Origin of the sequence: Oceanibaculum indicum P24, assembly GCF_000299935.1 — a bacterium.
Classification (GTDB): Bacteria; Pseudomonadota; Alphaproteobacteria; order Oceanibaculales; family Oceanibaculaceae; genus Oceanibaculum; species Oceanibaculum indicum.
In genome coordinates this window covers 1-23,802 of the sequence record NZ_AMRL01000039.1, presented here as the reverse complement: position 1 = coordinate 23,802, position 23,802 = coordinate 1, and the positions used below count along the sequence as shown (strand labels likewise).

Annotated in this window: 21 protein-coding genes and 2 pseudogenes; 18 read left to right on the top strand and 5 right to left on the bottom strand. The window is 63.7% G+C overall.

The genetic code is table 11. The features are described 5' to 3' along the window. The 10 genes and pseudogenes from P24_RS18055 to P24_RS18010 form a co-directional block, all read left to right on the top strand. Positions 1-574, top strand: a pseudogene (locus tag P24_RS18055) (hypothetical protein); the annotation flags it as partial. A 138-nt stretch (positions 575-712) separates the two neighbouring features. After that, a complete protein-coding gene (gene rfbF / locus P24_RS18050; RefSeq protein ID WP_008946191.1) occupies positions 713-1,483 on the top strand; it encodes a glucose-1-phosphate cytidylyltransferase in 771 nt (256 codons plus the stop codon). Continuing rightward, positions 1,483-2,541: a CDP-glucose 4,6-dehydratase gene (rfbG, locus tag P24_RS18045; protein ID WP_008946190.1), complete on the top strand. Its 1,059-nt coding sequence runs from the start codon at positions 1,483-1,485 to the stop codon at positions 2,539-2,541. Before rfbF ends, rfbG begins: the two co-directional genes overlap by 1 nt. Continuing rightward, positions 2,538-3,113 (top strand): dTDP-4-dehydrorhamnose 3,5-epimerase, encoded by a 576-nt coding sequence (gene rfbC / locus P24_RS18040; RefSeq protein ID WP_008946189.1) that lies wholly within the window; start codon positions 2,538-2,540, stop codon positions 3,111-3,113. Before rfbG ends, rfbC begins: the two co-directional genes overlap by 4 nt. Next, a complete protein-coding gene (locus P24_RS18035; RefSeq protein ID WP_008946188.1) occupies positions 3,110-4,354 on the top strand; it encodes a class I SAM-dependent methyltransferase in 1,245 nt (414 codons plus the stop codon). Before rfbC ends, P24_RS18035 begins: the two co-directional genes overlap by 4 nt. Continuing rightward, positions 4,351-5,229 carry an NAD-dependent epimerase/dehydratase family protein gene (locus P24_RS18030; RefSeq protein ID WP_008946187.1) on the top strand — a complete coding sequence of 293 codons (879 nt, stop codon included), beginning with the start codon at positions 4,351-4,353 and terminating at the stop codon, positions 5,227-5,229. The genes P24_RS18035 and P24_RS18030 overlap by 4 nt, the downstream gene beginning before the upstream one ends. Then, positions 5,226-6,395 (top strand): class I SAM-dependent methyltransferase, encoded by a 1,170-nt coding sequence (locus P24_RS18025; protein ID WP_008946186.1) that lies wholly within the window; start codon positions 5,226-5,228, stop codon positions 6,393-6,395. Before P24_RS18030 ends, P24_RS18025 begins: the two co-directional genes overlap by 4 nt. Further along, positions 6,392-7,159, top strand: coding sequence for a cephalosporin hydroxylase family protein (locus tag P24_RS18020; protein ID WP_008946185.1), 768 nt, complete (start codon positions 6,392-6,394; stop codon positions 7,157-7,159). Before P24_RS18025 ends, P24_RS18020 begins: the two co-directional genes overlap by 4 nt. Positions 7,160-7,267: 108 nt before the next feature. Continuing rightward, a complete protein-coding gene (locus P24_RS18015; protein WP_008946184.1) occupies positions 7,268-8,746 on the top strand; it encodes a class I SAM-dependent methyltransferase in 1,479 nt (492 codons plus the stop codon). 44 nt (positions 8,747-8,790) lie between these two features. Continuing rightward, on the top strand, positions 8,791-9,594 hold the full coding sequence (locus P24_RS18010; protein WP_008946183.1) for a SapC family protein: 804 nt from the start codon (positions 8,791-8,793) through the stop codon (positions 9,592-9,594). Between the two features lie 15 nt (positions 9,595-9,609). Here the strand turns inward: P24_RS18010 and P24_RS18005 are convergent, their stop codons facing one another. After that, positions 9,610-10,491 carry a phytanoyl-CoA dioxygenase family protein gene (locus tag P24_RS18005; protein WP_008946182.1) on the bottom strand — a complete coding sequence of 294 codons (882 nt, stop codon included), beginning with the start codon at positions 10,489-10,491 and terminating at the stop codon, positions 9,610-9,612. 320 nt (positions 10,492-10,811) lie between these two features. Between P24_RS18005 and P24_RS18000 the strand changes: the two genes are divergently transcribed. Together P24_RS18000 and P24_RS17995 are read left to right on the top strand one after the other, a co-directional pair. Continuing rightward, on the top strand, positions 10,812-12,605 hold the full coding sequence (locus P24_RS18000; RefSeq protein WP_083859871.1) for a type I secretion system permease/ATPase: 1,794 nt from the start codon (positions 10,812-10,814) through the stop codon (positions 12,603-12,605). A 23-nt stretch (positions 12,606-12,628) separates the two neighbouring features. Next, entirely contained in the window at positions 12,629-14,005 is a 1,377-nt protein-coding gene (locus tag P24_RS17995; protein WP_008946180.1) for an HlyD family type I secretion periplasmic adaptor subunit, read from the top strand. 37 nt (positions 14,006-14,042) lie between these two features. Here P24_RS17995 and P24_RS17990 read toward each other — a convergent pair whose 3' ends face one another. Next, positions 14,043-15,311 (bottom strand): glycosyltransferase family 4 protein, encoded by a 1,269-nt coding sequence (locus P24_RS17990; RefSeq protein ID WP_008946179.1) that lies wholly within the window; start codon positions 15,309-15,311, stop codon positions 14,043-14,045. Positions 15,312-15,445: 134 nt separating this feature from the next. On the opposite strand from P24_RS17990, the gene P24_RS17985 reads away from it, so the two are divergent. The 6 genes from P24_RS17985 (at position 15,446) to P24_RS17960 (ending at position 21,548) form a co-directional block, all read left to right on the top strand. Further along, positions 15,446-15,763: a helix-turn-helix domain-containing protein gene (locus tag P24_RS17985; protein ID WP_008946178.1), complete on the top strand. Its 318-nt coding sequence runs from the start codon at positions 15,446-15,448 to the stop codon at positions 15,761-15,763. Between the two features lie 125 nt (positions 15,764-15,888). Continuing rightward, positions 15,889-17,289: a calcium-binding protein gene (locus tag P24_RS20650; RefSeq protein ID WP_008946177.1), complete on the top strand. Its 1,401-nt coding sequence runs from the start codon at positions 15,889-15,891 to the stop codon at positions 17,287-17,289. A gap of 176 nt (positions 17,290-17,465) precedes the next feature. Then, on the top strand, positions 17,466-17,987 hold the full coding sequence (locus P24_RS17975) for a PAS domain-containing protein (protein WP_008946176.1): 522 nt from the start codon (positions 17,466-17,468) through the stop codon (positions 17,985-17,987). Beyond that, complete coding sequence (locus P24_RS17970; protein ID WP_008946175.1) at positions 17,962-19,266, top strand: methyl-accepting chemotaxis protein; 1,305 nt, start codon at positions 17,962-17,964, stop codon at positions 19,264-19,266. Before P24_RS17975 ends, P24_RS17970 begins: the two co-directional genes overlap by 26 nt. 87 nt (positions 19,267-19,353) lie before the next feature. Continuing rightward, positions 19,354-20,235 (top strand): ATP-grasp domain-containing protein, encoded by an 882-nt coding sequence (locus P24_RS17965; protein WP_008946174.1) that lies wholly within the window; start codon positions 19,354-19,356, stop codon positions 20,233-20,235. Positions 20,236-20,417: 182 nt separating this feature from the next. Then, positions 20,418-21,548 (top strand): hypothetical protein, encoded by a 1,131-nt coding sequence (locus tag P24_RS17960; RefSeq protein WP_147431135.1) that lies wholly within the window; start codon positions 20,418-20,420, stop codon positions 21,546-21,548. Positions 21,549-21,566: 18 nt separating this feature from the next. Here P24_RS17960 and P24_RS17955 read toward each other — a convergent pair whose 3' ends face one another. From P24_RS17955 to P24_RS20340, 3 genes and pseudogenes are all read right to left on the bottom strand, one after another. Next, entirely contained in the window at positions 21,567-22,274 is a 708-nt protein-coding gene (locus P24_RS17955) for an ABC transporter ATP-binding protein (RefSeq protein WP_008946172.1), read from the bottom strand. Then, on the bottom strand, positions 22,271-23,509 hold the full coding sequence (locus P24_RS17950) for an ABC transporter permease (RefSeq protein WP_008946171.1): 1,239 nt from the start codon (positions 23,507-23,509) through the stop codon (positions 22,271-22,273). The genes P24_RS17955 and P24_RS17950 overlap by 4 nt, the downstream gene beginning before the upstream one ends. 5 nt (positions 23,510-23,514) lie before the next feature. Continuing rightward, positions 23,515-23,802: pseudogene (locus tag P24_RS20340) on the bottom strand (efflux RND transporter periplasmic adaptor subunit); the annotation flags it as partial.

Below are 23,802 nucleotides of genomic sequence, written 5' to 3'. Positions count from 1 at the left end.
ACTCTCCACTGCCAACAACACACTCACAAACGGCAGCAGCAACACCGGCACCACCGCCCTCATCGTCAACCAGACCATCACCGGCACCGCAGGCGCGGATACGCTTAGCGGTGGTGACGGCAATGATACGATTACGGGCGGCACCGGCGCCGACCAGATGAGCGGCGGCGGCGGTGCGGATGTGTTCGTGCAGGCCGGCGGCGATTCGGTGGCGCGTACTGCCGAGACCATCACGGTCGCCAACCTGGGCAATGGCGAGACGATGACTTTTGGCAGCGGCGTGGACGTGATCACCGATTTCGTGTCGGGCACGGACAGGCTGGATGTCGCGACGGCCGGCAGCTACACGAGCTTTGGTGCTGGCAGCAATGCGTCGAACCTGACGGGCAACAACAATTATTCGATACGCGGCGATTTCAACAGCGGTACCGGGGTTTTCACCACTAACTTCGGCGGCGGTGCGGATCTGCTGGTCGTCACCAACGCGGCAAATGCTGACCTCGATGCTGCCGGCCAGAGCAGTATCATCATCCTGACCGGCATAACCTCGCTGCAGGCGGGCGACTTCATCTGACCGGGCCGGCCTTCTGGCGAAACGGAAAACCCGCAAGGTTCATGCCTTGCGGGTTTTCCTGTATCGGTCCTGTGGACGAATCCACCCGGGGAGGACAGTATAGGCGCCGCCGCGGGGGATAGCGGCTGGAGGGCATTAATGAAGGCGGTGATACTGGCAGGCGGCCTCGGCACACGGATTTCCGAGGAAACGCATCTGAAGCCGAAACCGATGATCGAGATCGGCGGCAAGCCGATCCTGTGGCACATCATGAAGATGTATTCGGCCCATGGCGTGACCGAATTCGTGATCTGCTGCGGCTATCGCGGCTATGTCATCAAGGAATATTTCGCCAATTACTTCCTGCACATGTCGGACGTAACCTTCGACATGGAAAACAACCGCATGGAAGTGCATGAGCAGAAATCCGAGCCCTGGCGCGTGACGCTGGTCGATACCGGCGAGGACACGATGACCGGCGGAAGGCTGCGCCGGGTCGCCCCCTATCTGGAAGGCGAGGAGTCGTTCTGCTTCACCTATGGCGACGGGGTGGCGGATATCGACATTTCGGCCGCGCTCGACTTCCATCGCCGGCATGGCCGGGACGCCACGGTGACGGCGGTGCGCCCGCCCGGCCGCTTCGGCTCACTGCTGCGCGAGGGCGATTCCGTGCGCGGGTTCGTCGAGAAGCCGCGCGGCGATGGCGGCTGGATCAATGGCGGCTTCTTCGTGCTGTCGCCCAGGGTCATCGGGCGGATCAAGGGCGACCAGACGAGCTGGGAGCTGGAGCCGATGAACAGCCTCGCCGCCGACGATCAGCTGCGCGCCTTCGAACATACCGGCTTCTGGCAGCCGATGGACACGCTGCGCGAGAAGAACCTGCTGGAGGAACTCTGGGAGTCCGGCAAGGCGCCCTGGAAGATGTGGTAATGGAGCCGGCGTTGGATTTCTGGCGCGAAAAGCGCGTGCTGATCACCGGGCATACCGGATTCAAGGGGGGGTGGCTTGCGCTCTGGCTGCAGCGTCTGGGGGCGCGGGTAACGGGAATCGCCTTGCCGCCGAATACGAGTCCGAACCTGTTCGAGCTGGCACGCATTGCCGATGGCATTGACAGCCATTTCTGCGACATACGCGACGCTGAAGCGCTGTCCGGGATGGTCCGCTCGGCGCGGCCGGATATCGTCTTCCATCTCGCTGCGCAGCCTCTCGTACGTGCCAGCTATGCCCAGCCGCTGGACACCTTCTCCAGCAATGTTATGGGAACAGCGCATGTGCTGGAAGCGCTGCGCGGGCTGGAGACGGTGAAGGTTGCGGTGATGGTGACGACCGACAAGGTCTATCGCAATCACGAGCGGTTACAACCTTACCGCGAGGACGAGCCTTTGGGCGGCCATGATCCCTACAGCGCCAGCAAGGCAGCGTCGGAGATCGTGATCGCCAGTTACAGAGACGCCTTTCTTGCAGAGCAAAGGGTGGCGGTTTCCAGTGCCCGTGCAGGAAACGTCATCGGTGGCGGCGACTGGTCCATGGACCGGCTGATCCCCGATGCCGTTCGGGCATGGCAGGCCGGTACGGTACTGGATATCCGCCGGCCCAACGCGGTCCGGCCCTGGCAGCATGTGCTGGAGCCGCTGGCCGGCTATATGTCGCTGGCGCGGCAATCCTGGGACCGGCCCAATCTGGCCGGTGCCTATAATTTCGGACCGGATAGCGCCGGGGTGGCTTCGGTGCGTGATGTCGTGGAACTGGCTCGCGCGGCCTATGGCGTCGGTGCGGTGCGCTATGGTGATGGCCAGGAAGGCCCGCATGAGGCCGGCCTGCTGGCGCTTGATGCCGGCAAGGCGCGGTCGATCCTGGGCGTCGCGCCAAGATGGCCGCTCGCGCAGGCCGTGGAGCGCACATTGGCCTGGTATCGTGCTCAGCAGGGGGGAGGCGATGCACGGGCACTATGCGAGGCGGAAATTGCCGAATATGAGGGCAAGCTTTGAGCCGGTTTATCGTCAGCGCCCTGCCGCCTGCCGGGCTGAAACTGCCCAGCCTGAAGCTTGTCGAACGCCGGCGGTTCGGCGACCATCGCGGCTTCCTTTCCCGGCTGTTCTGCGCCGAGGAACTGGCCGAAGCCGGCTGGAGCAAACCAATCGCGCAGATCAACCACACCATGACGGCCCGCAAGGGAACGGTGCGCGGCCTGCATTTCCAGCATCCGCCGCATGCCGAGATGAAGCTGGTTTCCTGCATCAGGGGAGAAGTCTGGGACGTTGCAGTCGATCTGCGCGCGGATTCCCCAAGCTTCCTCGCCTGGCATGCGGAGATATTGTCGGCGGAGAACGGGAAGGCACTGCTGATCCCGGAAGGTTTCGCGCATGGGTTTCAGGCTTTGACGGCGGATGCCGAACTGCTCTATTGCCACAGTGCCGCTTACGCGCCGGAGGCCGAAGGGGGGCTCAGCCCCGTCGATCCGGCGCTCGCGATCGCGTGGCCGCTGGAGATATCGGAAATGTCGGAGCGGGACCGCGCGCACCCGCTGATCGCGACGGGATTTGTGGGGGTGCGCCTGTGAAGTGTCGTCATTGCGGATCGGAACTCTCGCTTCCGTTCCTGGATCTGGGCAGCGCGCCGCCCTCCAACGCCTATCTGACGCAAGCGGCGCTGCGCGCGCCGGAGGTCTGGTTTCCCCTGCGGCTGCTGGTGTGCGAAAGCTGCTGGCTGGTGCAGACCGAGGACCATGCCGGGCGCGAGGCGTTGTTCACCGAGGATTACGCCTATTTCAGTTCCTTCTCCACCTCCTGGCTGGCCCATGCCGAACGCTATGTGCAGGACATGGCGGCGCGCTTCGGCCTGGGCGCGGACAGCATGGTGGCCGAGGTCGCGGCGAATGACGGCTATCTGCTGCAATATGTGCGGCAGGCTGGCATTCCCTGCTATGGCATCGAGCCGACGGCCAGCACGGCGGCGGCCGCCCGGGCGAAGGGTATCGAAATCGTGGAGCGCTTCTTCGGCGTCGCGCTTGCCGGGGAACTGGCGGCAAAGGACCGGCAGGCCGACCTGATCGCCGCCAACAACGTGCTGGCGCATGTGCCGGACATCAACGATTTCGTTGCCGGCTTCGCCCGGCTGCTGAAGCCGCAGGGCGTGGCCACCTTCGAGTTCCCGCATCTGATGCGGATGGTGGAGGAGACCCAGTTCGATACCGCCTATCACGAGCATTATTCCTACCTGTCGCTGCTGGCGGTGGAGCGCATCTTCAAGGCCAACGGGCTGACAATCTTCGATGTCGAGGAATTGCCGACCCATGGCGGCAGTCTGCGCATCCTTGCCCAGCGGAGCGATGCCGGAAGCCATCCGGTGAGCGATGCCGTTGCGGCGCTGCGCGCGCGGGAGAGCGCCGCTGGCATGGACAGCCCGGCCTTCTATGCCGGCTTCCAGGCAAAGGCGGAGCGGGTGAAGGACGATCTGTTCGCCTTCCTGATCGAGGCGAAACGGCAGGGGCTGAAAATCGGCGCCTATGGTGCCGCGGCCAAGGGCAACACGCTGCTGAACTTCGCCGGTGTGCGGCCCGACTTGCTGCCCTATGTGGTGGACCGCAACCCGGCCAAGCAGGGCCGGTTCATGCCCGGCAGCCGCATTCCCATCGTCGCGGAGGATCATCTCAAGGCCGACAGGCCGGATTTCGTGCTGATCCTGCCGTGGAACCTGTGCGAGGAGGTCACCGCGCAGCTTGCCTATGTCCGGGACTGGGGCGGGCGCTTCGTGACCGCCGTGCCCCGCCTGACGGTCACGGAAGGGCGGGACGGGGGATGAGGGTTCTGCTGACCGGCGGCAGCGGCTTCCTGGGCCGGCATATGCTCGCTGCACTTCGGCGCCACGGCATCGAGACGGTGGCGGTCGGGCGGCGCAGGCCGGAGGGTACCGGCGACTTTATCGAAGCCGATTTGCTGGCGGGGGCGGATTTCGCGGAGATCGTGAGGGATGCCGGGGCGACGCACCTGCTGCACCTCGCCTGGTATGCCGAGCATGGCAAATACTGGACCTCGCCGCTGAATCTGCGCTGGGCTGATGCCACTGCGCGGCTGGCCGAGGCGTTCTGTGAAGCGGACGGCAAGAAGGCGGTGATTGCCGGCACCTGCGCCGAATATGACTGGTCGCATGGCATCTGCCTTGAGGACGCGACGCCGTTGGAACCGGCTACGCTCTATGGTGCCGCCAAGGATGCCACGCGGCGGCTGGCGATGGCGGTGTGCCGGCAGCATGGCATGCCCTGTGCCTGGGGGCGGATCTTCCTGCCCTTCGGCCCCGGCGAGTCGGGGCAGCGGCTGATCCCCTCGCTGATCGATGTCTTCGACGGGAAGCGCGCGCCCTTCGGTGTAAATGCCGGCGCTTGCCGGGATTTTCTACATGTACGAGATGTGGCCGAGAGTTTCGTGACCCTGCTGCATAGGGGGGAGGGGGCGTTCAATATCTCCTCCGGCGAGCCGATGAAGCTGGCCGATCTGGTCACCCTGCTGGCGGAGATGATGGACGCCGACCCGCGCGCTGTGCTCGGTCTGCCGGGCGCCAGGCCCGGCGAACCGCCGCTGTTGATCGGCGACAACACGAAACTGAGGGCGCTTGGCTGGGAAAAGAGGACGGCCCTGCGCGAAGGGTTGCAAGGAATGATCGACGAGGCCCGCTCATGACCCGCTGTCCGGTCTGCGGGGAAACCGATCTCGCGGATTTCGTGAATCGCAGTCAGGTGCCCAGTCACCAGAACCTGCTGATGCCCGATGCCGATGCCGCGCGCAATATCGTCCGCGGCGAACTGGATATGAGCGTGTGCGGGCATTGCGGTTTCGTGTTCAACCGTTCCTTCGATCTGTCGCGCGTCAGCTACGGGCCGAATTACGACAACACCCAGACCTGTTCCGGCTATTTCGACGGCTATCTCGACGGGCTGGTCGCCGACCTTGTGGAAAGGCACGGGGTCCGCGACTGCACCATCGTGGAAGTCGGCTGCGGCAAGGGCCATTTTCTGCGCAAGCTCGTGGCCTATCCGGGCAGCGGCAATCGCGGCCTTGGGTTCGATCCCACCTATGTCGGGCCTGACAGCGATCTGGACGGGCGCCTGTCCTTCTACCGCCGGTTCTACGATTCCGAATGCGCGGAGATGAAAGCGGATGTGGTGGTGTGCCGGCATGTGATCGAACATGTGCCGGACCCGATGGCCATCCTGCACGCGGTGCATGCGGCGCTGGCGGAGTCGCCAAAGGCGAAGGTCTATTTCGAGACGCCCTGCGTGGAGTGGATTCTGCGCAACAAGGTGGTCTGGGACTTCTTCTACGAGCATTGCTCGCTGTTCACCGAAAATTCGCTCAGCCTGGCGTTCGAGCGGGCCGGCTTTACCGTGCGCAAGGTCGATCATGTGTTCGGCGGGCAGTATCTCTGGCTGGAAGCCGATCTGTCCAAAGGCGCTGCAACACCTTCGCGTGCCCGGCCGGAGACTATGGCCATGGCAAAGGCCTATGCCGAGGCCGAGGCCGGCCTGCGCCAGCGATGGCGCGGTCTGGTGGAGGATTTAGGCGCGCAGGGCAGGGTGGCGCTCTGGGGGGCGGGGGCGAAGGGTGCCACGCTGGCCAACCTGATCGATCATGACCGTGCGCTGATTGATTGCGTTGTCGATGTGAATCCGGGTAAGCAGGGCCGCTTCATCCCTGGAACGGGGCATCCCATCGTGGCGCCGCATGACTTGCCGGCACGCGGTGTCCGCAGCGCGATCCTGATGAACCCGAATTACCGCGACGAGAACCTGGCGCTTCTCGACTCCGCCGGCATCGACGTGCAGCTGATTGACTGGAGTGGCGTATGAAACTGACCATCGACACGGAAGCGGCCAGCCTGACCCTGGAAGAGGCGGGCGAGAGCAGGACGCTGGACCTTTATTCGAAAGAGGCGTTCGAGGCGATCTCCCGGCAGTGGGTCCGGGTCGGATGGAACCAGAAGTACCAGTATAATTTCAGCTGGATGGGCCGGCCGGTGATCCAGCTGCCCGAGGATATGCTGCGTATGCAGGAAGCGATCTTCGAAGTTCAGCCCGATGTCATCATCGAGACCGGCGTGGCGCATGGCGGGTCGCTGATCTTCTACTCCAGCCTGTGCAAGGCGATGGAGAAGGGGCGGGTCATTGGCATCGACATCGAGATCCGCCCGCACAACCGCAAGGCCATTGAGGCGCATCCGCTGTTCGACCGCATCACCCTTATTGAAGGCAGTTCGACCGCGCCGGAGGTGGTATCGCAGGTGAAGGCGTTGGTGAAGCCGGGCGAGACGGTCATGGTCATCCTGGATTCGAATCACAGCTATGCCCATGTCCGCGACGAGCTGGCGGCCTATGCCGGTATGGTCACGCCCGGCTCGTACATCGTGGCGACGGATGGCATCATGTTCGATCTGGCCGATGTGCCGCGGGGCACGCCGGAATGGGTCGAGGACAATCCGCGGACGGCGGCTCTGGAATTTGCGGCGGACAACAAGGCATTCTTGCTGCAGCAGCCGGCCTGGCCGTTCCGGGAAAGCGATTTGACGGAGAATATCACCCATTGGTCGTCAGCCTGGCTGAAACGGATCGGGTAAGAACGTCACCGTCGAGAAACGGATAACAGGCCGCAAGGGGGCATGATGACATCCTGGACATCGGGTTACGTCGCGGAGATCCCATATTCGCAAGGCGTCTATCGGGAAATGTTTCCCGGCATCCTGAATTTCAATCTGCTGCTGAAGCAGGTTCAGGCGGATGCCTTCGCCGATCCCGCCAAGCCCTTCACCTATGCGGAACTGGGATGTGGACACGGGCTGACCGTGACCATGATCGCGGCGGCCAACCCCCAGGCCGTCGTCTATGCGAACGATTTCAACCCTTCCCATATCGTCGGCGCGCGCAAACTGGCCGATGCGGCGAAGCTGAAGAATATCCATTTCTTCGATGACAGCTTCGAGGAGTTCCTGAACAGGGACGATTTGCCGGCCTTCGATGTTGTGTCGCTGCATGGCGTCTATAGCTGGATCAGCGAGGAGAACCGCAAGCTGATCCGGGACTTCCTGCGGCGCAGGCTGAAGCCGGGCGGCGTCTGTTACGCCTCCTACAATGTGCTGCCGGGCTGGGCGCCAGCCGCGCCGATGCGCAAGCTGATGATCGAGATTGCGGAGGGGGAGAAGGCAAAGCCGATTCCGGCAAGGATCGATTCCGCGATCGACCTGCTGAACAGCCTGCAAAAGACGAATGCTGGTTATTTCAAGGCCAACCCTCTCCTGGGCACCCGTCTTGAGGCGATGCAGAAGCACAGCCGCAATTACCTGGCCCACGAATATCTGAACCGCGACTGGACGCTGTTCTACCACTGCGATGCTGCGCGCGAGATGGCTGAGGCGAAGCTGACCTTCGCCGCCCCCGCGAATGCGTCGGATCATGTCGATGTGGTCAATCTGACCGTCGATCAGCAGCAGATTCTGGCTGATATCGCCGATCCGGCGCTGCGCGAGACAGTCCGAGACTTCTGCGTCAATCAGCAGTTCCGCCGGGATATTTTCCTCAAGGGGCTGCTGAACTGTTCATCTCAGGAGCAGGTGAACGCGCTGCTGAACCAGCGTTTCGCGCTGACCCTTCCGCGGGCCGGATTGAGCCTCAAGGGCAATTTCCCGGTCGGCGAAGTGAACCTGCAGCCAACGGTCTATGAGCCGCTGGCAGATGCCCTTGCCGAACGGCCGCAGAGCATCCGGGAGATGATTTCGAAGGAGCCGCTGGCCGGTACCGGCTATCAGAAGATTTTGCAGGCGCTGACGATCATGATCTCGATGGGGCAGGTGTCTCCCGCCCTGGCCGACAAGCAGGCCCGGGAAGCGAAGCCGTCCTGCGACCGGCTGAACGCCGTGCTGCTCGAACGGGCAAGGACCAGTGCGGACATGCCCTATCTGATCAGCCCCGTCACCGGCAGCGGTGTTTCAGCGGACCGGTTCAGCCAGCTCATGCTCCTGGCAGTGCGGGAGAACAAGCCGGATCTGGCGGATTTTGTCTGGCAGATCCTCTCGGCGCAGAACCAGCGCATCCTGAAGGACGGTGTCACGCTGGAGACGCCGGAGCAGAATTTGGTTGAACTGCGGAACCGCGCTGCCGACTTCACTGGCAAGCAAATGCCTTTCCTGAAGCAACTCGGCATTGCCTGAAATTCTGACGAGCCGAATACTGCCCGAAAAGACAAGCCCTTGTAATGTATAAATCTCTTGTCCCCGTTTCCCCGGAACGGCACCGCAACCTGTCATGGCATGGCTTCAGTGACTATGGCTTCGCCTATGAGGAGGCGGTCATTCCGCTGATCCTGACCGAAATGCCGCGTGCCTGCACGGATATGCCGATCGGCTTCATTCGCCAGCAGGATGAGATTGCCCCGGTGGCCATATGCTCGCTGGTGCCGGGCAAGAACTACTACATCGCCCCCGACGGGCGCTGGCTTGGCACCTATGTGCCGGCTATCCTAAGGGCCTATCCGTTCGCCTTGCTGAAGGGCGTTGCGGAGGAGGGGGGAGAGCCGACCACGCTGGTCTGCATCGACGAGCAGAGTGGGCTGCTTACCGAAAGGTCGGACCTCGAAGATGCGCGGCCCTTCTTCAACGACGAGGATCAGCCGGTCGGGAAATTCGCCCAGGTGCTGAATTTCCTGATCCAGCTGGATCAGGAACGTCGGGCGACCAGGAAGGTCTGCGAGTTGCTCAGTGAGCTTGAATTGCTCGTGGAATGGCCGATGAAGGTCGAGACCGGCGAGGGGCTTCAGGACGTCACAGGCGTCATGCGCATTGACGAGGACAAGCTCCAGGCACTGCCGGACGACGCATTCCTGCGGCTGCGCAAGGCCGGCGCCATGCCTTTCATCTACACGCAGCTGCTTTCCATCCAGCGCCTCGCCAACCTGTCGCACATGGCGCAGCTGCAGGGGAAGCTGCTTCAGTCGCAGCCCACCTTGGCGGATGCTTTCGAAATTCCGTTGGATGACGGGCTGGAGTTTAATTTCGACTGAGCCTGCCGCAGGCTCTCAGGCACCGATGGTCTTGCGGGCGAAGGCTTCCAGGTCTGGATCGAGCGGATACATGTGGCGGTATTGCAGTATCTGCTTGCACACCAGCTTCAGCCGTTGCTCGAAGGTGAGGAAGGTCAGCGGTTCGATGAGGGGCTTATTGTAGGGCTCGATATCGCCGCGCTGGAATTCGAAGGCCATGCTGATGCGCGGATGCGGCGCGCGCGGGCTCGAATGCGAGCCCCAATGAAGCACCGCCTGGTTCCAGATGAACAGGTCGCCGGGGTCGGCGGGCAGCGCCCGGATGTCGGAGAACTGGAACTTCCATTCCTTGTCGTTCTCAGTCCCGTAGGTCGGGTCGCGGTCCGCGGGGACGATGTACATGCAGCCATTCAGGGGCGTGGCCTGGGTCAACGGTAACCAGACCGTCAGGGCCTTCGGCGATCCATCCTCGAACAGCGCGAACCAGCCCTTGTCGCGGTGCGGTTGCCAGCCGCTTTCGGCGGTCTTGGGATCGACATGCCAGATCCAGAAGTCGGGCAGCACCTTGTAGGACGGCCCCAGAAGCGCCTGGAAGACATTGTGCAGCTTGTAGAAGACCAGCCAGAACTCGTCATAGATGTAGGCGAAGGGCGGCGGTATGCGGCGGCTCACCAGCGTGGAAACGGCGTCTGCCAGCGGGGCAAAGTCGATGCCCCACTCCACCTGCGGGGCATGGATATAGCCCTCACGGACAAGCTGGGTCTGGATGGCGGCGGCGCTCGCATCGTCCAGGCCTATGGTCTGCAGGTTGCCGACGGAGGCCCTGTCCACGACATGCAGGCCGGGGCACAGCTTCTTCCAGTATTCCTCATCCAGAAGGGCCGAATGGTCCTGGACGGGCGTTCCCGCTTCCGACATGGGGTGTCTCCCTGGTCACCGCTGCGACATTCAGCCCTTCATATACCGTTTGTGGCTGTTTTTGCGAACCTGACCGTGTGCCTCTAGTCGAAATTTCCATGGGAAAACCCCTCTGTCCCGGAGTGACAGGGCGGGGTCGTCAAGCCGGAAGCCGCCCCCCTGCGGCCTCTCGCCGCGCATCGCTTTACGCTAACCGGCGGCTCGGTTATAAACTCACTGTACTTCCGTAGGGGACTCCTGCGGGGCAGCGGCACAGGAGCGACCTTATGGGCAGCCTCTCGTGCGGTGTGCGGCCACAGCAACGAAGCGAATAACTCAGAATGCAGACAGCGAGAACGGAAGCAGGCGCGGCAATCCAGCAATGCCGCAGCATGCTCATGGCCACGGCGGTATTCAGTTTTTTCGTGAACCTGCTGCAGCTGGTGGCACCGCTGTTCATGCTGCAGGTCTATGACCGTGTGCTGCAGAGCCGCAGCAAGGAAACGCTGGTCGCGCTGGTCGTCATCGCCATTGTGATGCTGATCGTCATGGGCGGGCTGGAGGCGATTCGCAGCCGCGTGCTGGTGCGCATGGGCGCCCGCATGGACCGGTTGATGGGTGGCCGCCTGCTGCAGGCCCTGCTGGAGATCACCAACCGGTCCGGCCGCGGCCAGGAAGGTCAGGTGCTGCGAGATCTGGAGACGCTGCGCGGCTTCATGACGACCAGCGGCATTTTTGCGCTGTTCGATGCGCCCTGGGTGCCGGTCTTCATCTTCGTCATGTTCCTGTTCCACCCGATGATCGGCGCGGTCGGCGTGATCGGCGCGATCATCCTGTTCTCGCTGGCGCTGGCGACGGAATTGCGAACCCGCGATCCGCTGCGCCTTGCCAGCATGTATGCCTCGCGGGCCAATGATTTTGCCGAAACCAGCCGGCGCAATGCCGAGGTCGTGCAGTCGCTGGGCATGATCGGCGGCGTGCGGCGCAAGTGGCAGGGCATGCATGACGCCGCCCTCTCGCTGCAATCCATCGCCAGCGACCGGGCGGGCTCCATCACCGGCGCCAGCCGTGCCTTCCGCTTCGGGCTGCAGGTCGCCATCCTGGCGGTCGGCGCCTATTACGTTCTGCTGAATCAGGTCACGCCGGGCGTGATGATCGCCGGCTCCATCATCATGGGCCGTGCGCTGGCACCGGTCGAACAGGCAATCGGCGTGTGGCGGCAGTTCATCCAGTCGCGTTCCGCCTATGGCCGGATCAAGGATCTGCTGGCCAAGGCGCCGCCGAAGCCGCCGGCCATGCCGCTGCCAGCTCCCAAGGGCAAGCTGATGGTGGACAAGGTCGTGTTCGGCCATCCCGGCGGCAAGCCGATCCTGAAGGGTGTGTCCTTCGGGCTGGAACCGGGCGAGAGCCTGGGCATCATCGGCCCGTCCGCGGCTGGCAAGTCCACCCTGGCGCGTATCCTTGCCGGTGCCTGGCTGCCCGTCGCCGGCACGGTGCGTCTGGATGGCGTCGATCTGGCCACCTGGGACCGCGAGGATGCCGGCCAGTATGTCGGCTATCTGCCGCAGGATGTGGAGCTGTTCGGCGGTACGGTGAAGGAGAACATCGCCCGCTTCCAGGACGCCGAGCCGGAGCAGATCATCGAGGCTGCCCGCAAGGCGGACGTGCACGATATGGTGCTGCAACTGCCCAAGGGCTATGAGACGGAGATCGGCGAAAGCGGCTCCTCCCTCTCCGGCGGCCAGCGCCAGCGCCTTGGCCTCGCGCGTGCCCTTTTCGGCAATCCGCGGTTTCTGGTGCTGGACGAGCCCAATTCCAATCTCGACAGCGATGGCGAGGAGGCGCTGCGCCAGACCCTGGTGCAACTGAAGCAGCAGGGCGTGACGGTCGTCGTTGTCGCGCACCGCCCGAGCATCCTGTCGGTGGTCGATAAGGTGCTGTTCCTGCGCGATGGCCTGCCGGAGATGTTCGGACCGCGCGCCGACGTGCTGGCACGCCTGACCCGGCCGGTGGGCGGCACCGCCGCACCGGTTGCCAATCGTGGTGCGAGCCGCCCCCGTATCGCTGCGGCGGACCAGAAGACGGACGCGCAGGGCGGCGACGAGCCGGCCCAGCCTGCCAGCGACAGCAAATAGCATAACCGGAAGATCGATCCATCATGGCCAAGACCCCATCCCTTCCCGGTAATGCCCTTCCCGGTAATGCCCTGACCGTAAAAGGCGCATCCGAAGCTCAGGGGTTCCCTGAACTGCAGACCAGCGCGCGCGGCCCGATCCTGGCCGGTATGATCATCATCGGTGTGATGTTCGGCGGCTTTGGTCTGTGGTCCGCAGTCGCACAGCTCGACAGTGCCGTCGTTGCCGGCGGTGTCATCTCGGTCGAGGGCAAGCGGAAGGCGATCCAGCATCTCGAAGGCGGTATCGTCGCTGATATTCTGGTTTCCGATGGCGACAAGGTGGAGAAAGACCAGGTGCTGCTGCGCCTCGACCCGATCCGCCCCCAGGCGAACTTCCAGATCGTGCGCGGCCAGCTTGACGCGGCGCTTGCCCTGGAGGCACGCCTGACTGCGGAGCGGACTGGCGCAGAGGGCATCGACTTCCCGCAAGGCCTGCTCGATCGCCTTGTTGAGCCTGAGGTGGCGGACGCCATCCAGGGGCAGATCACCCTGTTCGAGGCGCGGCGCGATGCGATCAAGGGCCAGGTGGAAGTTCTGGAAAGCCGTATCCTGCAGCTCCGTGAAGAGATCAAGGGGCTGACCGAGGAGCGCGCGGCGAATGTCCGGCAGATGGCTATTCTGAAGGACGAGATTAACGGCATTCAGGATCTGGTTTCGCGCGGCCTTGTCGCGCGTCCGCGCCTGCTGGCGCTGCAGCGCGCAGTGGCCGACCTGGAAGGCGAGAATGCCCGGCTGAGCGGCAACATCGCCCGCCAGCAGCAGGCCATCGGCGAGACCCGGCTACAGGTCATCTCGATCCAGAACCAGTTCCGCGAGGAAGTGGCGCGCCAGCATCGCGAGACGGAAGCGCAGATTTTCGACCTGCGCGAACGCTTCACGGCGGCGCGAGATATCGTGGACCGCATCGAGCTGAGGGCGCCGCATTCGGGCTATGTCGTCGGGCTGCGCGCGCACACCATTGGCGGTGTGATCCGCCCCGGCGATACCATCATGGAGATCGTGCCGTCCGGGGAGGAGCTTGTGCTGGAAGCGCAGGTGCGGCCGGAGGATATCGACAATGTGACGGTCGGCCAGGAAGCCGATGTCATGCTGACGGCCTTCAAGATGCGCAATACGCCGAACGTTCCCGGCGAGGTGGTGACGGTCTCCGCTGACCGGCTGGTCGATGAACGGTCGGGCGCGCCCTATTACCTGGCCAAGATCCTGATCGACAAGGATGCGCTGGCCAACCTCGCCCATGTCGAGCTGCAGCCCGGCATGCCGGCCGAAGTGTTCATCAAGGTCGGCCCGCGCACGCCGCTGAATTACATGATCGAACCGCTGACCGACAGCATGCGGCGGGCCTTCCGCGAGCCGTAAGCCCGGGCCCGGGGATATGTAAGCCCGGTCAGCGCGATCAGGAGGCGGTGAGCGCCGGCGATTTGCCGGCCGCCAGGTCCAGGGCCGGGGTTTTGCCGGCAACCAGCGTGTCGATCAGGCCCAGCTGTGCCGGCAGGCAGATGCTGGCCAGGTCATACCGGTCCACGATGGTCTGCCGCGCCGCGCGGCGCAGCTCCGCCATCCGGTCGGGATGGTCCAGCACCCGGTCCACCGCATCGGCAACGCCGGTGGGGGAGAAGAAATCCACCAGCAGCCCGTTCTTGCCGTCCTCGACCGCCTCCATCACCGGGCGCGTCGAGGAGCCGATGATCAGGCAGCCGGCCGACATCGCCTCCAGCATCGACCAGGACAGCACGAAGGGGTAGGTCAGATAGACATGCGCCGAGGAGAGCTGCAGCACCTTCACGAAGCTGGAATAGGGAATCCGGCCCAGGAAATGGACCCGCGCGGGGTCGATCTTCACTTCCTTCAGCAGCTCCTCGCGATAGGTCCGGCCGTCTGACAGCCGCCGCCCGTAGGATACCTCGTCGCCGCCCACCACCAGGAAATGCGCCTTCGGGCGCCGCCGGCACATCTCCTCCAGCGCCTTCATGTACACATGAAAGCCGCGATAGGGCTCCAGATTGCGCGAGACATAGGTCACCACCTCGTCGTCGCGGCTGAGCGTCACGCCGCTTGGCAGGGTGACGCGAACATCATCCTTCGGCACCAGCGTTGCGGTATCCACGCCATCATGGATGACCGATATCTTCTGCTGATAGGCGGTGGGATGCACCTCACGCTGCCAGAAGGTCGGGCTCATGCCCCAGTCGCAGGCTTCCAGGCTCAGCAGGTTCACGGTGTTCTTCAGGCGCAGCCGGAAGAAATCGTCCATCGTGTTCGGATACATCGGATCGAAGCCGCAATCCGCCCCCTCGGCATGATAGAAGAACTCGAAGAAGCCCAGCAGCGGCACATCCGGATAGACATCCTTCACGAACAGCGCCTCGCCCCAGCCCGGATGGGCGCAGATGATGTCGGGCTTCCAGCCCTTCTCCTTCAGCGCGATCAGCACGCGGGCCACGGCCTGTCCATGCAGCACGCCGTTTTCCGCGCTGGTCAGGTAATGATGGGTCTGCGGGTTGGCCTCCCGGTGCGGCTTGTAGTCGATCCGGCGGATGCCGGTGATCGTGTTGCCGTTGGGCTTGGAGATGAAGACGATGTCGTTCTTCGGGTCCTGCTTCAGATGCATCACCAGATGCTTGTACTGGCCGGGGCAGTTCTGATGGATGAACAGGATACGCACCGTTCTCTCTCCTTATCATTCGGTTCGCCCTTTGTAGGGGCGCGCGACCGGTCTGCCAATATGTCTGCAGTTGTCGGTTAAGTGATTTTCTGATAATCGATGGTCTGATTTGTCGTTTCTTGAGAGCGAATGCCATGCTAGCGCCGAACCATGCCGGGGCCTCGACCGATTCCAAACTGCTTCGGCAGGAGGCGGGTCAGTGGCTGAAACATCTTCGCGAATCCCGCAAGCTGACCCAGCGCGAGCTGGCGGAGCGGGTCAACATCAACTATTACACCTTCATCTCCCAGATCGAGGCCGGCAAGGGCCGGGTGCCGCCGGAGAGCTACCACCTCTGGGCGGATGCGCTGGGCGTTGACCGGGTGGATTTCGTGAAAAGCCTGTTGAGCTTCTACGATCCCTACACCTACCGTGCGCTGTTTGCCGCGGATGATGTGGCGCAGAAGGCCTGAACCGCATCGTCCGGCATGTTCGCGCTGGACGCGATGTGCATATCAGGGTAAGCGTGAACCAAATACGGTGGCCAAACGTTTGTCCTGACAGCAGGATTTGGTTTTAGATCGATAGCTGAACAAAAATGACGGCACAGATCATACCCTTTTCGGCGATGACCCGCCCGGCCCAGGGATGGACCGAGCAGGAGAAGGCCGAGCTGTTTCGCTGCATGGAAATGCTGGCGAAGGCGGGTGTGCCGTATGAGGCGACCTTCGGCACGACGGACGAAGGCGAGCCCTGGCTGGTTTTCGAGAATCCCGAGACCGACGAGATCGCCGTTCACATCGCACGCGTTGGCACCGAGTTCATCGCCTATAGCGAGCCGACCGACGAGCTGCTGCGTGCCGGCGATTTCCGCGAGCTGCTGAACCAGATGGTCGCGGCGCGCCGCCAGGAGGCAGCGATGTCCTCCAGCAATGTCTATCACCTCATCGCCAATGCGGTGACCGGCTTCGCCATCTTCGTGGCGACCGCGCTGATCGCTACCGACGAGGCGCGCGCCGACCAGATCGCCACGCTGGTGCTGAACATGCTGTCCGGTGCCGCGCTGCCGGAGGAGGATTCCGATGACGGCCGTCCGGCTGGCGACCCCTCGGCGCTGGTCGGCAGCCAGGCGATGGCGGCGCAGGCTGAAGGCAAGACCGAAGACACGGCCGATGCCACGGCGCAGCAGCAGGATCAGGCGGATACCGCCCCTGAGGCCCGGAACGCGCTTGCCGTCGATGATACGGCCCTGCAGGAGGAAGAGGATGCTGGGGCCGATGCCCTGGCAGCCATGGCTGAACCTGCCCGTGACGTGGCGGCGGACAAGGTGATCTCCGGCACCGCAGGCAACGATCTGCTGCAGGGCGGGGATGGTAACGATGTCCTGCATGGCGGCGCCGGCAATGACACGCTGCTGGGCGGCGCCGGAAACGACCTGCTGCTCGGTGGCGATGGCAACGATCTGCTGCGCGGCGGTGACGGTGACGACACGCTGAGCGGCGGTCTGGGCGATGATTCGCTGTTCGGCGATGCCGGCAATGACGTCCTGTATGGCAATGCGGGTAACGATACGCTCGATGGCGGTGCTGGCGATGACCTGCTTGTCGGCGGTGCCGGCAATGACGTCCTGCTGGGCGGTGCGGGCAACGATACACTGGATGGCGGTGCCGGCAACGACACGCTCTATGGCGGTTCGGGCAACGATCTTCTGATGGGCGGAGCCGGCGACGACATGCTGATCCATATCGGCCTCGACGAATTCTCCGGCAAGGACATGCTGATCGGTGGCGAGGGCGCCAACCAGTTCGTGCTGCTGGGCAAGAACAACGCGGTCATCGTGGACTACAAGATCGGTATCGATGCGCTGGTCATCAGCGGCTACACGATCGAGAGCGCGCAGAATCTGGGCGAGGGTCTGAAGGGCCTGTTCGCCAGCGAGGAGATCGCCGAACTGGTGCTGGCCGGGCTGCCGCCGGAAGTGGTGGACGGTCTGTTCTGATCGGACCCGTCTCTTTCCTCTGACGCAGCGGCCCGGAGCAATCCGGGCCGTTTTGTTTTCTGCATGCATAGCTGAAATTGACTTGCATCAATTCATTTGATTTTCAGATCGCCTAACTGTAGCCCTGTTAAGGAATGGTGCTTGAATAGTGCCGATACTCTTAGATAAAGCGTAAAATGTCAGAAAAAATAACCCCAACCGGTAAGGCGGTAAGTTTCGGAGAGGATGAATTTATCGTCTCCAAGACCGATACGCGTGGGCGGATTACTTACTGCAACGATGTATTCGTCCGGGTTTCCGGCTACTCCGAGGCGGAGCTGCTGGATGCGCCCCACAGCCTGATCCGGCATCCCGACATGCCGCGCTGTGTGTTCAAGCTGCTGTGGGACCGTATCTCCGCCGGTCATGAGGTGTTCGCCTATGTGGTGAACCTGGCCAAGACCGGGGACCATTACTGGGTCCTGGCCCATGTGACGCCGACGCGGGACGCGACCGGCAAGATCATCGCCTACCATTCCAACCGCCGCGTGCCGGACCAGAAGGCCGTGGCGGCGGTCATCCCGATCTATCGCGAGCTGCGGCAGGTCGAGGAGCAGGCGGCGGATCGCAAGCAGGGCATGAACCAGGCCTATGAAGCGCTGACAGAAAAGTTGCGGAGTATCGGTAAGAGCTATGACGAATTCGTTCTCTCCCTCTAGCGCATCGCTGATCGCGCTTCTGGCTGTTCCGCTTGCGGGTGCGGCTGCCATTCTGGCCGGCCTGTCCGGCGCATGGCCGCAGGCGGCACTGTCCGCCGCGACTGCGCTGCTGGCCCTGCTGTCGGCTGCCGCCATCCGGCTGTCTACCCGGCGGCTGGGCGAGATGATTGCGGTGTGCCAGCGGGTCCGTGACGGCGACTTCGAGGCGCGGCTGCTGCATGTGCCAGCGCGCGGTGAGATCGGCCAGCTGATGCATGCGATCAACAATCTGATCGACGTGACCGATGCTTTCGTGCGCGAGGCCGGCGCATCGATGGAGCATGTCCGCGACAACAAATATTATCGCAAGATCGCAGTGCGCGGTCTGAAGGGCCAGTTCCGGCAGCAGGCGGAGACGATCAACGCGGCAACCGAATCGATCCGCACGCGCATCGGCGCCTTCACCAAGGTGGCCGCCGCCTTCGAGAGCAAGCTGCGCAGCGTGGTCGATACGGTGGCCGATACGGCAACCGGCCTCAGCAGCACCTCCGCTCAGCTGGCCGCGGCGGCGGGTGATACCAGCGAGCGTGCGACGGCTGTGGCGGCAGCGGCGGAAGAAGCCAGCGTGAATGTGCAGACCATCGCTTCTGCGGCGGAGGAGCTGGCCTCCTCCAGCGCGGAGATCGGCCGCAGCGCCAGGGAGACGGCGGCGATATCGGGCCGGGCCGCCGGCGAGGCGGAGCGGGCGGGCAGCACGGTGTCCAGCCTGGCGAAGGCTGCCGAGGAAGTCGGCGAGGTTTCCGCGCTGATCGGCGATATCGCGGCGCAGACCAACCTGCTGGCGCTGAACGCCACCATCGAGGCGGCGCGGGCCGGCGAGGTGGGCAAGGGCTTCGCCGTTGTCGCTTCGGAGGTGAAGAACCTGGCGACCCAGACCGCCAAGGCGACCGAGGATATCGCGCGCCGCATTGAGGAGATTCAATCGACCAGCGGGCAGGCCGTCACCGGCATGCAGGCGGTTGCGACGATCATCGAGGAGCTGAGCCAGATGGCCAGCGTGGTGCTGAACGCGGTCGAGCAACAGGACCAGGCGACGGCCGAGATCGCGCGCAGTGTGCAAGAGGCGTCCAGCGGCACGCACGATGTGTCGGAGAATGTGGTGAAGGTCAGTGCCGCCGCGCGCGAGGCCGGCGACGTCGCCCGGCACAGCCGCGATTCCGCGACGCTGCTGAGCGAGCAGTCCGCCGGGCTGAAGCGCGAGATCGACGGGTTCTTCGAGGAATTGCAGCGCGTGGTGTAAGGCCGTTCCGGCGGCTGCGGATTGCGCTTGCCGTGCAGTGCGGCGCAGTTAAGAATGGCTTGCAATTTGTCCTTCCGAAGGCCTGCCATGCCTGCACTGTCGAGTCCCGTGATCGCCCTGGCCCTCTGTACCGACTGGCCGGAGCCGACCGTCAGCGAAATCCGTTTCGTCGATGCCCTGCGCGACCAGGGGGCCACGGTACGCTGGGCACCCTGGACGGCGGAGGACCAGTCGGTCTTCCGCGCCGCCGATCTGGTGATGTTGCGCGGTACCTGGGATTATCACCGGCGGCTGGAGGCGTATCGCGGCTGGCTGCTGGGCCTGTCGGCGGCGGGTGTGCGGGTCGCCAATCCGGTCGGGCTTGTCGAATGGAACCTGGACAAGGCCTATCTGGACAGTCTGGCGGCCGGCGGCATCCGGACACCGGGCCAGACGGTACTGCCGCTCGACCGGCAGGCGCTGGCGGATTTCATGGACGAACGCGGCTGGCGGGAAGCGGTGGTGAAGCCGACAGCCGGTGCCAGTGGCCATGGCGTGCGGCTGGTCGTGCGCGGGGAGATCGAAGAGGTCTGGTCTGCGATCGCGGAAAGTGTGGCGCCGCACCGGTTGCTGGTGCAGGAATTCATCGGCACGGTGCGGACCAGCGGCCAGATATCCTTCGTCTTCTTCGATGGGACGTTCTCGCATGCGGCGCAGCTGATCCCGCGGGCAGGGGAGTTCCGCATCAACTCCGCCTTCCAGCCGGAAAAGCGAGCCTACAGGCCGGCAGCTGGCGAGCTGGCGCAGGCAGTGGATGTGCTGGAGAAACTGCCGCAGCGCCCGCTCTATGCACGTATTGACGGCATCTTTGACGGGTCGGATTTCGTGCTGCTGGAGGCTGAGGTCAATGAGCCGGCCCTGTTCCTCGACCTTGACCCTGAGGCGGGCCGCAGGTTTGCTGCGGCGAGCCTTGCATGGATCGCACGGTAAATATTCAATAAAATTTATTGTATTTTAATTGTTTTCGCGGAGACTTGTGCGCAAACTGGTCTATCAGCAGTTCCCACAAAGTGGACTAGCCCGTCATGACGGTCAGCGCGCATAGAAACATGCAACGCGGCAATGCCGGCAGATCACCGCTCCTCAACGTGATTCTGAGCGGCGATTCCAGCATGGCCCTGAACATCCCGAAGATGATGATGCGGGGCGAACCGCCCATCTTCAAGAATCGCTTCCTGAACAATTGCGTGATCTTCAAGTACCCGAACTTCGACGTGCCGACCAACGAGCCCGGCATGGAGGGGATGTTCGATTCGGAGATGGGCGAGCAGGAATTCTACAAGCCGGTGGAAACCGCGATCTATATCCCGAACGACCATCGCGACCTTGCGTCGGGCGGGTCCGCCATCTATCTGCGGCAGCGCGATTTCGACGCGCTGATGAACGAGATTTTCGGCATCAAGGTCGAGGCCGACCTGGAGGAGCTGTATAACGACATCGAGATGCTGCGCATCATCGATGAAGTGCCGTCGCTTGACCCCTATCTGCTGCGCACCGAGCTGTCGGATTCCGGTTACAAGATGCCGGACACGGCCTTCCAGACCTCGGAACAGGAAGACCGCAAGATCCGCCGGCGCATCGAATCGAAGATCGAGCCGATCCTGAACCGGGCAATCCAGGATGCCGGCGGCGACAGCAACATCAGCGCCGCGCAGAAGCAGCGTTTCCTGAAGGTGCTGTGGAATCCCGACCTGCCGGAAGCGGAAATCTTCATCAAGTCCTTCGGTATCGAGCGCTCGCAGACCGGCGCCATCTTCACCGCCTGGAAGGGCATCACCTTCTACCAGATCCAGTTCGAGGAGATTGCCGGCTCGCTGCGCAAGGTCTTCAACTATCTGAAGGGGCGCAACCTGGTGCCGCTGGACCAGCGGCTCTACAGCGCCACCGACATCGAGCTGCTGAACGCGAAGGTGGCGAAGCTCTATTCGCGGCTGCGCGACGCGGTGGACAAGTGCCGCCAGATCTTCAGCGCCTATGATGAGGCCTATACCTGCTTCGTGGAGAAGAACGACGCGCGGCAGTTCAAGCGTTTCCTGATGAGCGCCCACCAGAATTACTGGACCCTGGGATTCTCCATCATCGCCTGCAAGAACGCGTTCGAGCGCATCCGCAAATACACCTCCATCGACCAGCCGATGTCGCTGCGTTTCGACACGATCCTCAGGATGCTGGACGAGGTGAGCATCATCTTCGGCCGTAGCGACGGCAAGCAGACGCTCGATAACCAGCTGGCCTGGACCTGATCCGGCTGTTCGGGGAGTTCACCCGGCACCGTTCAGCGGTACGATCCGCCCGTCCACCAGATGCACGCGGCGGTCGGCGCGGTTGGCCATGTCGAGGTCGTGAGTGACCATCGCCACGGTCTTGCCGCGCTCATGGACGAGGGCGCGCAAGGTGTCGAACACCTGCTCGGAACTCCTGCTGTCCAGGCTACCGGTAGGTTCGTCGGCCAGCAGGATGACCGGATCGTTGGCCAGTGCCCGGGCGACCGCAACGCGCTGGCGCTGCCCGCCGGACAGCTGGTCCGGGCGCTTGTGGATGTGATCGCCGAGCCCGAGCGAGCCCAGCAGTTCCTCCGCCCGCCGGTCGATCTCGCGGCGCGACAGCCGGCCCAGCTTGCGCATCGGGATCGCGATATTGTCGCGGGCGGTGAATTCCGGCAGCAGGAAATGGAACTGGAAGATGAAGCCCATCATCGACAGCCGGGTTTCGGCCAGGGTTGCCTCGTCCATGGTGCCGGTGTCGCGGCCTTCGACCAGCAGGGTGCCGCTGGTCGGGCGGTCCAGCAGCCCCAGCAGATAGAGCAGCGAGGATTTGCCGGAGCCCGACGGGCCGGTGATCGCCAGGAACTCGTTGCGGCTGACCGTCAGGTCAATGTCCTGTACCAGCGTTACCGGCACGGTCTCCGGCAGGATGCGCGTCAGCTTGCGCGCCTCGATCAGGGGCGTGTCCCTCGGCGGCGCTGTCATGTCGCCCCCCGGATGATATCGACCGGATGCAGCCGGGCCGCCTTACGCGCCGGCAGATAGCCCGCCACGGCCGAGGACAGCACGGCGAAGCCGGCGGCTATGGCATAATGGGCGAAGCTCCAGGCGACCGGCAGCTGCGTCATGTCCCGGCCGGCGGCGTTCAGCTCGAACTCGATCCCCGACAGCACGTAGGTCAGGGTGAAACCCAGCATCCATCCCAGCAGCGAGCCTGTGAGGCCGATGGCCAGCCCCTCCATCATGAACAGCCACTGCATGTCGCCCTGCGTGAAGCCCAGCGACTTCATGATGGCGATGTCGCGCGACTTCTCGTGGGTGATGGTGGAGACGATGTTGAAGATGCCGAATCCGGCGACCAGCATGATGGCGGCGACCACGGTGTACATGATGGTGTTGCGCACGACGAGCGCCTCCAGGATGCCTTCATTGGCCTCCTGCCAGGCAACCGCGCGGTATCCCAGGCGCGCCTCCGCCTGCCGCGCGACCGAGGGCGCGGCATAGGGGTCAGCCAGCCGGATGCGGATGTCGTTCACCGCGTTCGGCCGCTGCGAGAGGATCTGCGCATTCTTCAGCAGCACATAGGCCTCGCCCTCGTCGCGCGCGTTGCTGCCGGTATGGAACAGACCCATGATGCGGAAATCCCGCGTACCGCCGGAGGAGGAGACGGCGCGCACCGTGTCGCCCAGCCGCGCGCCCAGCCGTTCGGCCATGCGCCGCCCCATGACGATGTTATTGCCGCCTTCCGACAGCGTGTCGAAATCGCCCTCGACAAAATCCTCGACGATGGAGGAGACCTTGCGCTCCATCTCCGGCTCGATGCCGATGATGGAGGCGCCGACCTCGTTGCCGGAATATCGGATGACGCCCTGGATGCGCAGACCGGCGGAGAGCGTCCCCGGCATCCAGGCGGTCAGCCAGGCGACCGCCGCATTCGGGTTGATGATGCCGCGCGGGTCCTCTGTCGGGCGCAGCCCGTAGATTGCGGCGGCGGTAAAGACATCCTCGGCGGGTTGCCGTGTCGCCGTGCGCTGCTCGTCCTTGATCTGGACGTGCGGCATGGTGTTGACGAGCTGTTCGATGAAATCGTCCTGGCTGCCCTGCATCAGTGCCGCCATGCCGACCGAGAAGCCGACGCCTACCGCCACGCCCAGCACCGCCACCAGCGTCTGGCGGGTGCGCCCGGCGATATGGGTGATGGCGATGTCGAGCAGCAGCATGGCGGCTATTCCCCGCGCACCGTCACGCGTGCCCCGTCCTCCAGCGTCTCGGGGAAGGGGGTAATGATCTGCGCTGTTTCGGGCAGGCCCGACCGCACCTCGACATGGGTGATGCCCTGGATACCGGGCTGGATGGTCTGGCGGCGCGCGGTTCCATCTTCCACGGTGAAGACCGTATCGCCCCGCAGCGCCTGGCCCGGTATCAGCAGGGCGGCTTCGGAGACGCGGATGACGATGTTCACATCCACGGACATGCCGATCATCAGCGGCGTATCGGCGGGCAGGGCCAGCCG

What these genes read in the sequence shown, in the direction of transcription:
- P24_RS17985 (WP_008946178.1), top strand. Translation starts at nt 15,446, where the DNA reads ATGCTAGCGCCGAACCATGCCGGGGCCTCGACCGATTCCAAACTGCTT.
- P24_RS20650 (WP_008946177.1), top strand. Translation starts at nt 15,889, where the DNA reads ATGACGGCACAGATCATACCCTTTTCGGCGATGACCCGCCCGGCCCAG.
- P24_RS18030 (WP_008946187.1), top strand. Translation starts at nt 4,351, where the DNA reads ATGAGGGTTCTGCTGACCGGCGGCAGCGGCTTCCTGGGCCGGCATATG.
- P24_RS17970 (WP_008946175.1), top strand. Translation starts at nt 17,962, where the DNA reads ATGACGAATTCGTTCTCTCCCTCTAGCGCATCGCTGATCGCGCTTCTG.
- P24_RS17965 (WP_008946174.1), top strand. Translation starts at nt 19,354, where the DNA reads ATGCCTGCACTGTCGAGTCCCGTGATCGCCCTGGCCCTCTGTACCGAC.
- P24_RS18015 (WP_008946184.1), top strand. Translation starts at nt 7,268, where the DNA reads ATGTTTCCCGGCATCCTGAATTTCAATCTGCTGCTGAAGCAGGTTCAG.
- rfbG (WP_008946190.1), top strand. Translation starts at nt 1,483, where the DNA reads ATGGAGCCGGCGTTGGATTTCTGGCGCGAAAAGCGCGTGCTGATCACC.
- P24_RS17955 (WP_008946172.1), bottom strand. Translation starts at nt 22,274, where the DNA reads ATGACAGCGCCGCCGAGGGACACGCCCCTGATCGAGGCGCGCAAGCTG.
- P24_RS18005 (WP_008946182.1), bottom strand. Translation starts at nt 10,491, where the DNA reads ATGTCGGAAGCGGGAACGCCCGTCCAGGACCATTCGGCCCTTCTGGAT.
- P24_RS17995 (WP_008946180.1), top strand. Translation starts at nt 12,629, where the DNA reads ATGGCCAAGACCCCATCCCTTCCCGGTAATGCCCTTCCCGGTAATGCC.
- P24_RS18020 (WP_008946185.1), top strand. Translation starts at nt 6,392, where the DNA reads ATGAAACTGACCATCGACACGGAAGCGGCCAGCCTGACCCTGGAAGAG.
- P24_RS18010 (WP_008946183.1), top strand. Translation starts at nt 8,791, where the DNA reads ATGTATAAATCTCTTGTCCCCGTTTCCCCGGAACGGCACCGCAACCTG.
- P24_RS17960 (WP_147431135.1), top strand. Translation starts at nt 20,418, where the DNA reads ATGGCCCTGAACATCCCGAAGATGATGATGCGGGGCGAACCGCCCATC.
- rfbF (WP_008946191.1), top strand. Translation starts at nt 713, where the DNA reads ATGAAGGCGGTGATACTGGCAGGCGGCCTCGGCACACGGATTTCCGAG.
- P24_RS17975 (WP_008946176.1), top strand. Translation starts at nt 17,466, where the DNA reads ATGTCAGAAAAAATAACCCCAACCGGTAAGGCGGTAAGTTTCGGAGAG.
- P24_RS17950 (WP_008946171.1), bottom strand. Translation starts at nt 23,509, where the DNA reads ATGCTGCTGCTCGACATCGCCATCACCCATATCGCCGGGCGCACCCGC.
- P24_RS18025 (WP_008946186.1), top strand. Translation starts at nt 5,226, where the DNA reads ATGACCCGCTGTCCGGTCTGCGGGGAAACCGATCTCGCGGATTTCGTG.
- P24_RS18000 (WP_083859871.1), top strand. Translation starts at nt 10,812, where the DNA reads ATGCAGACAGCGAGAACGGAAGCAGGCGCGGCAATCCAGCAATGCCGC.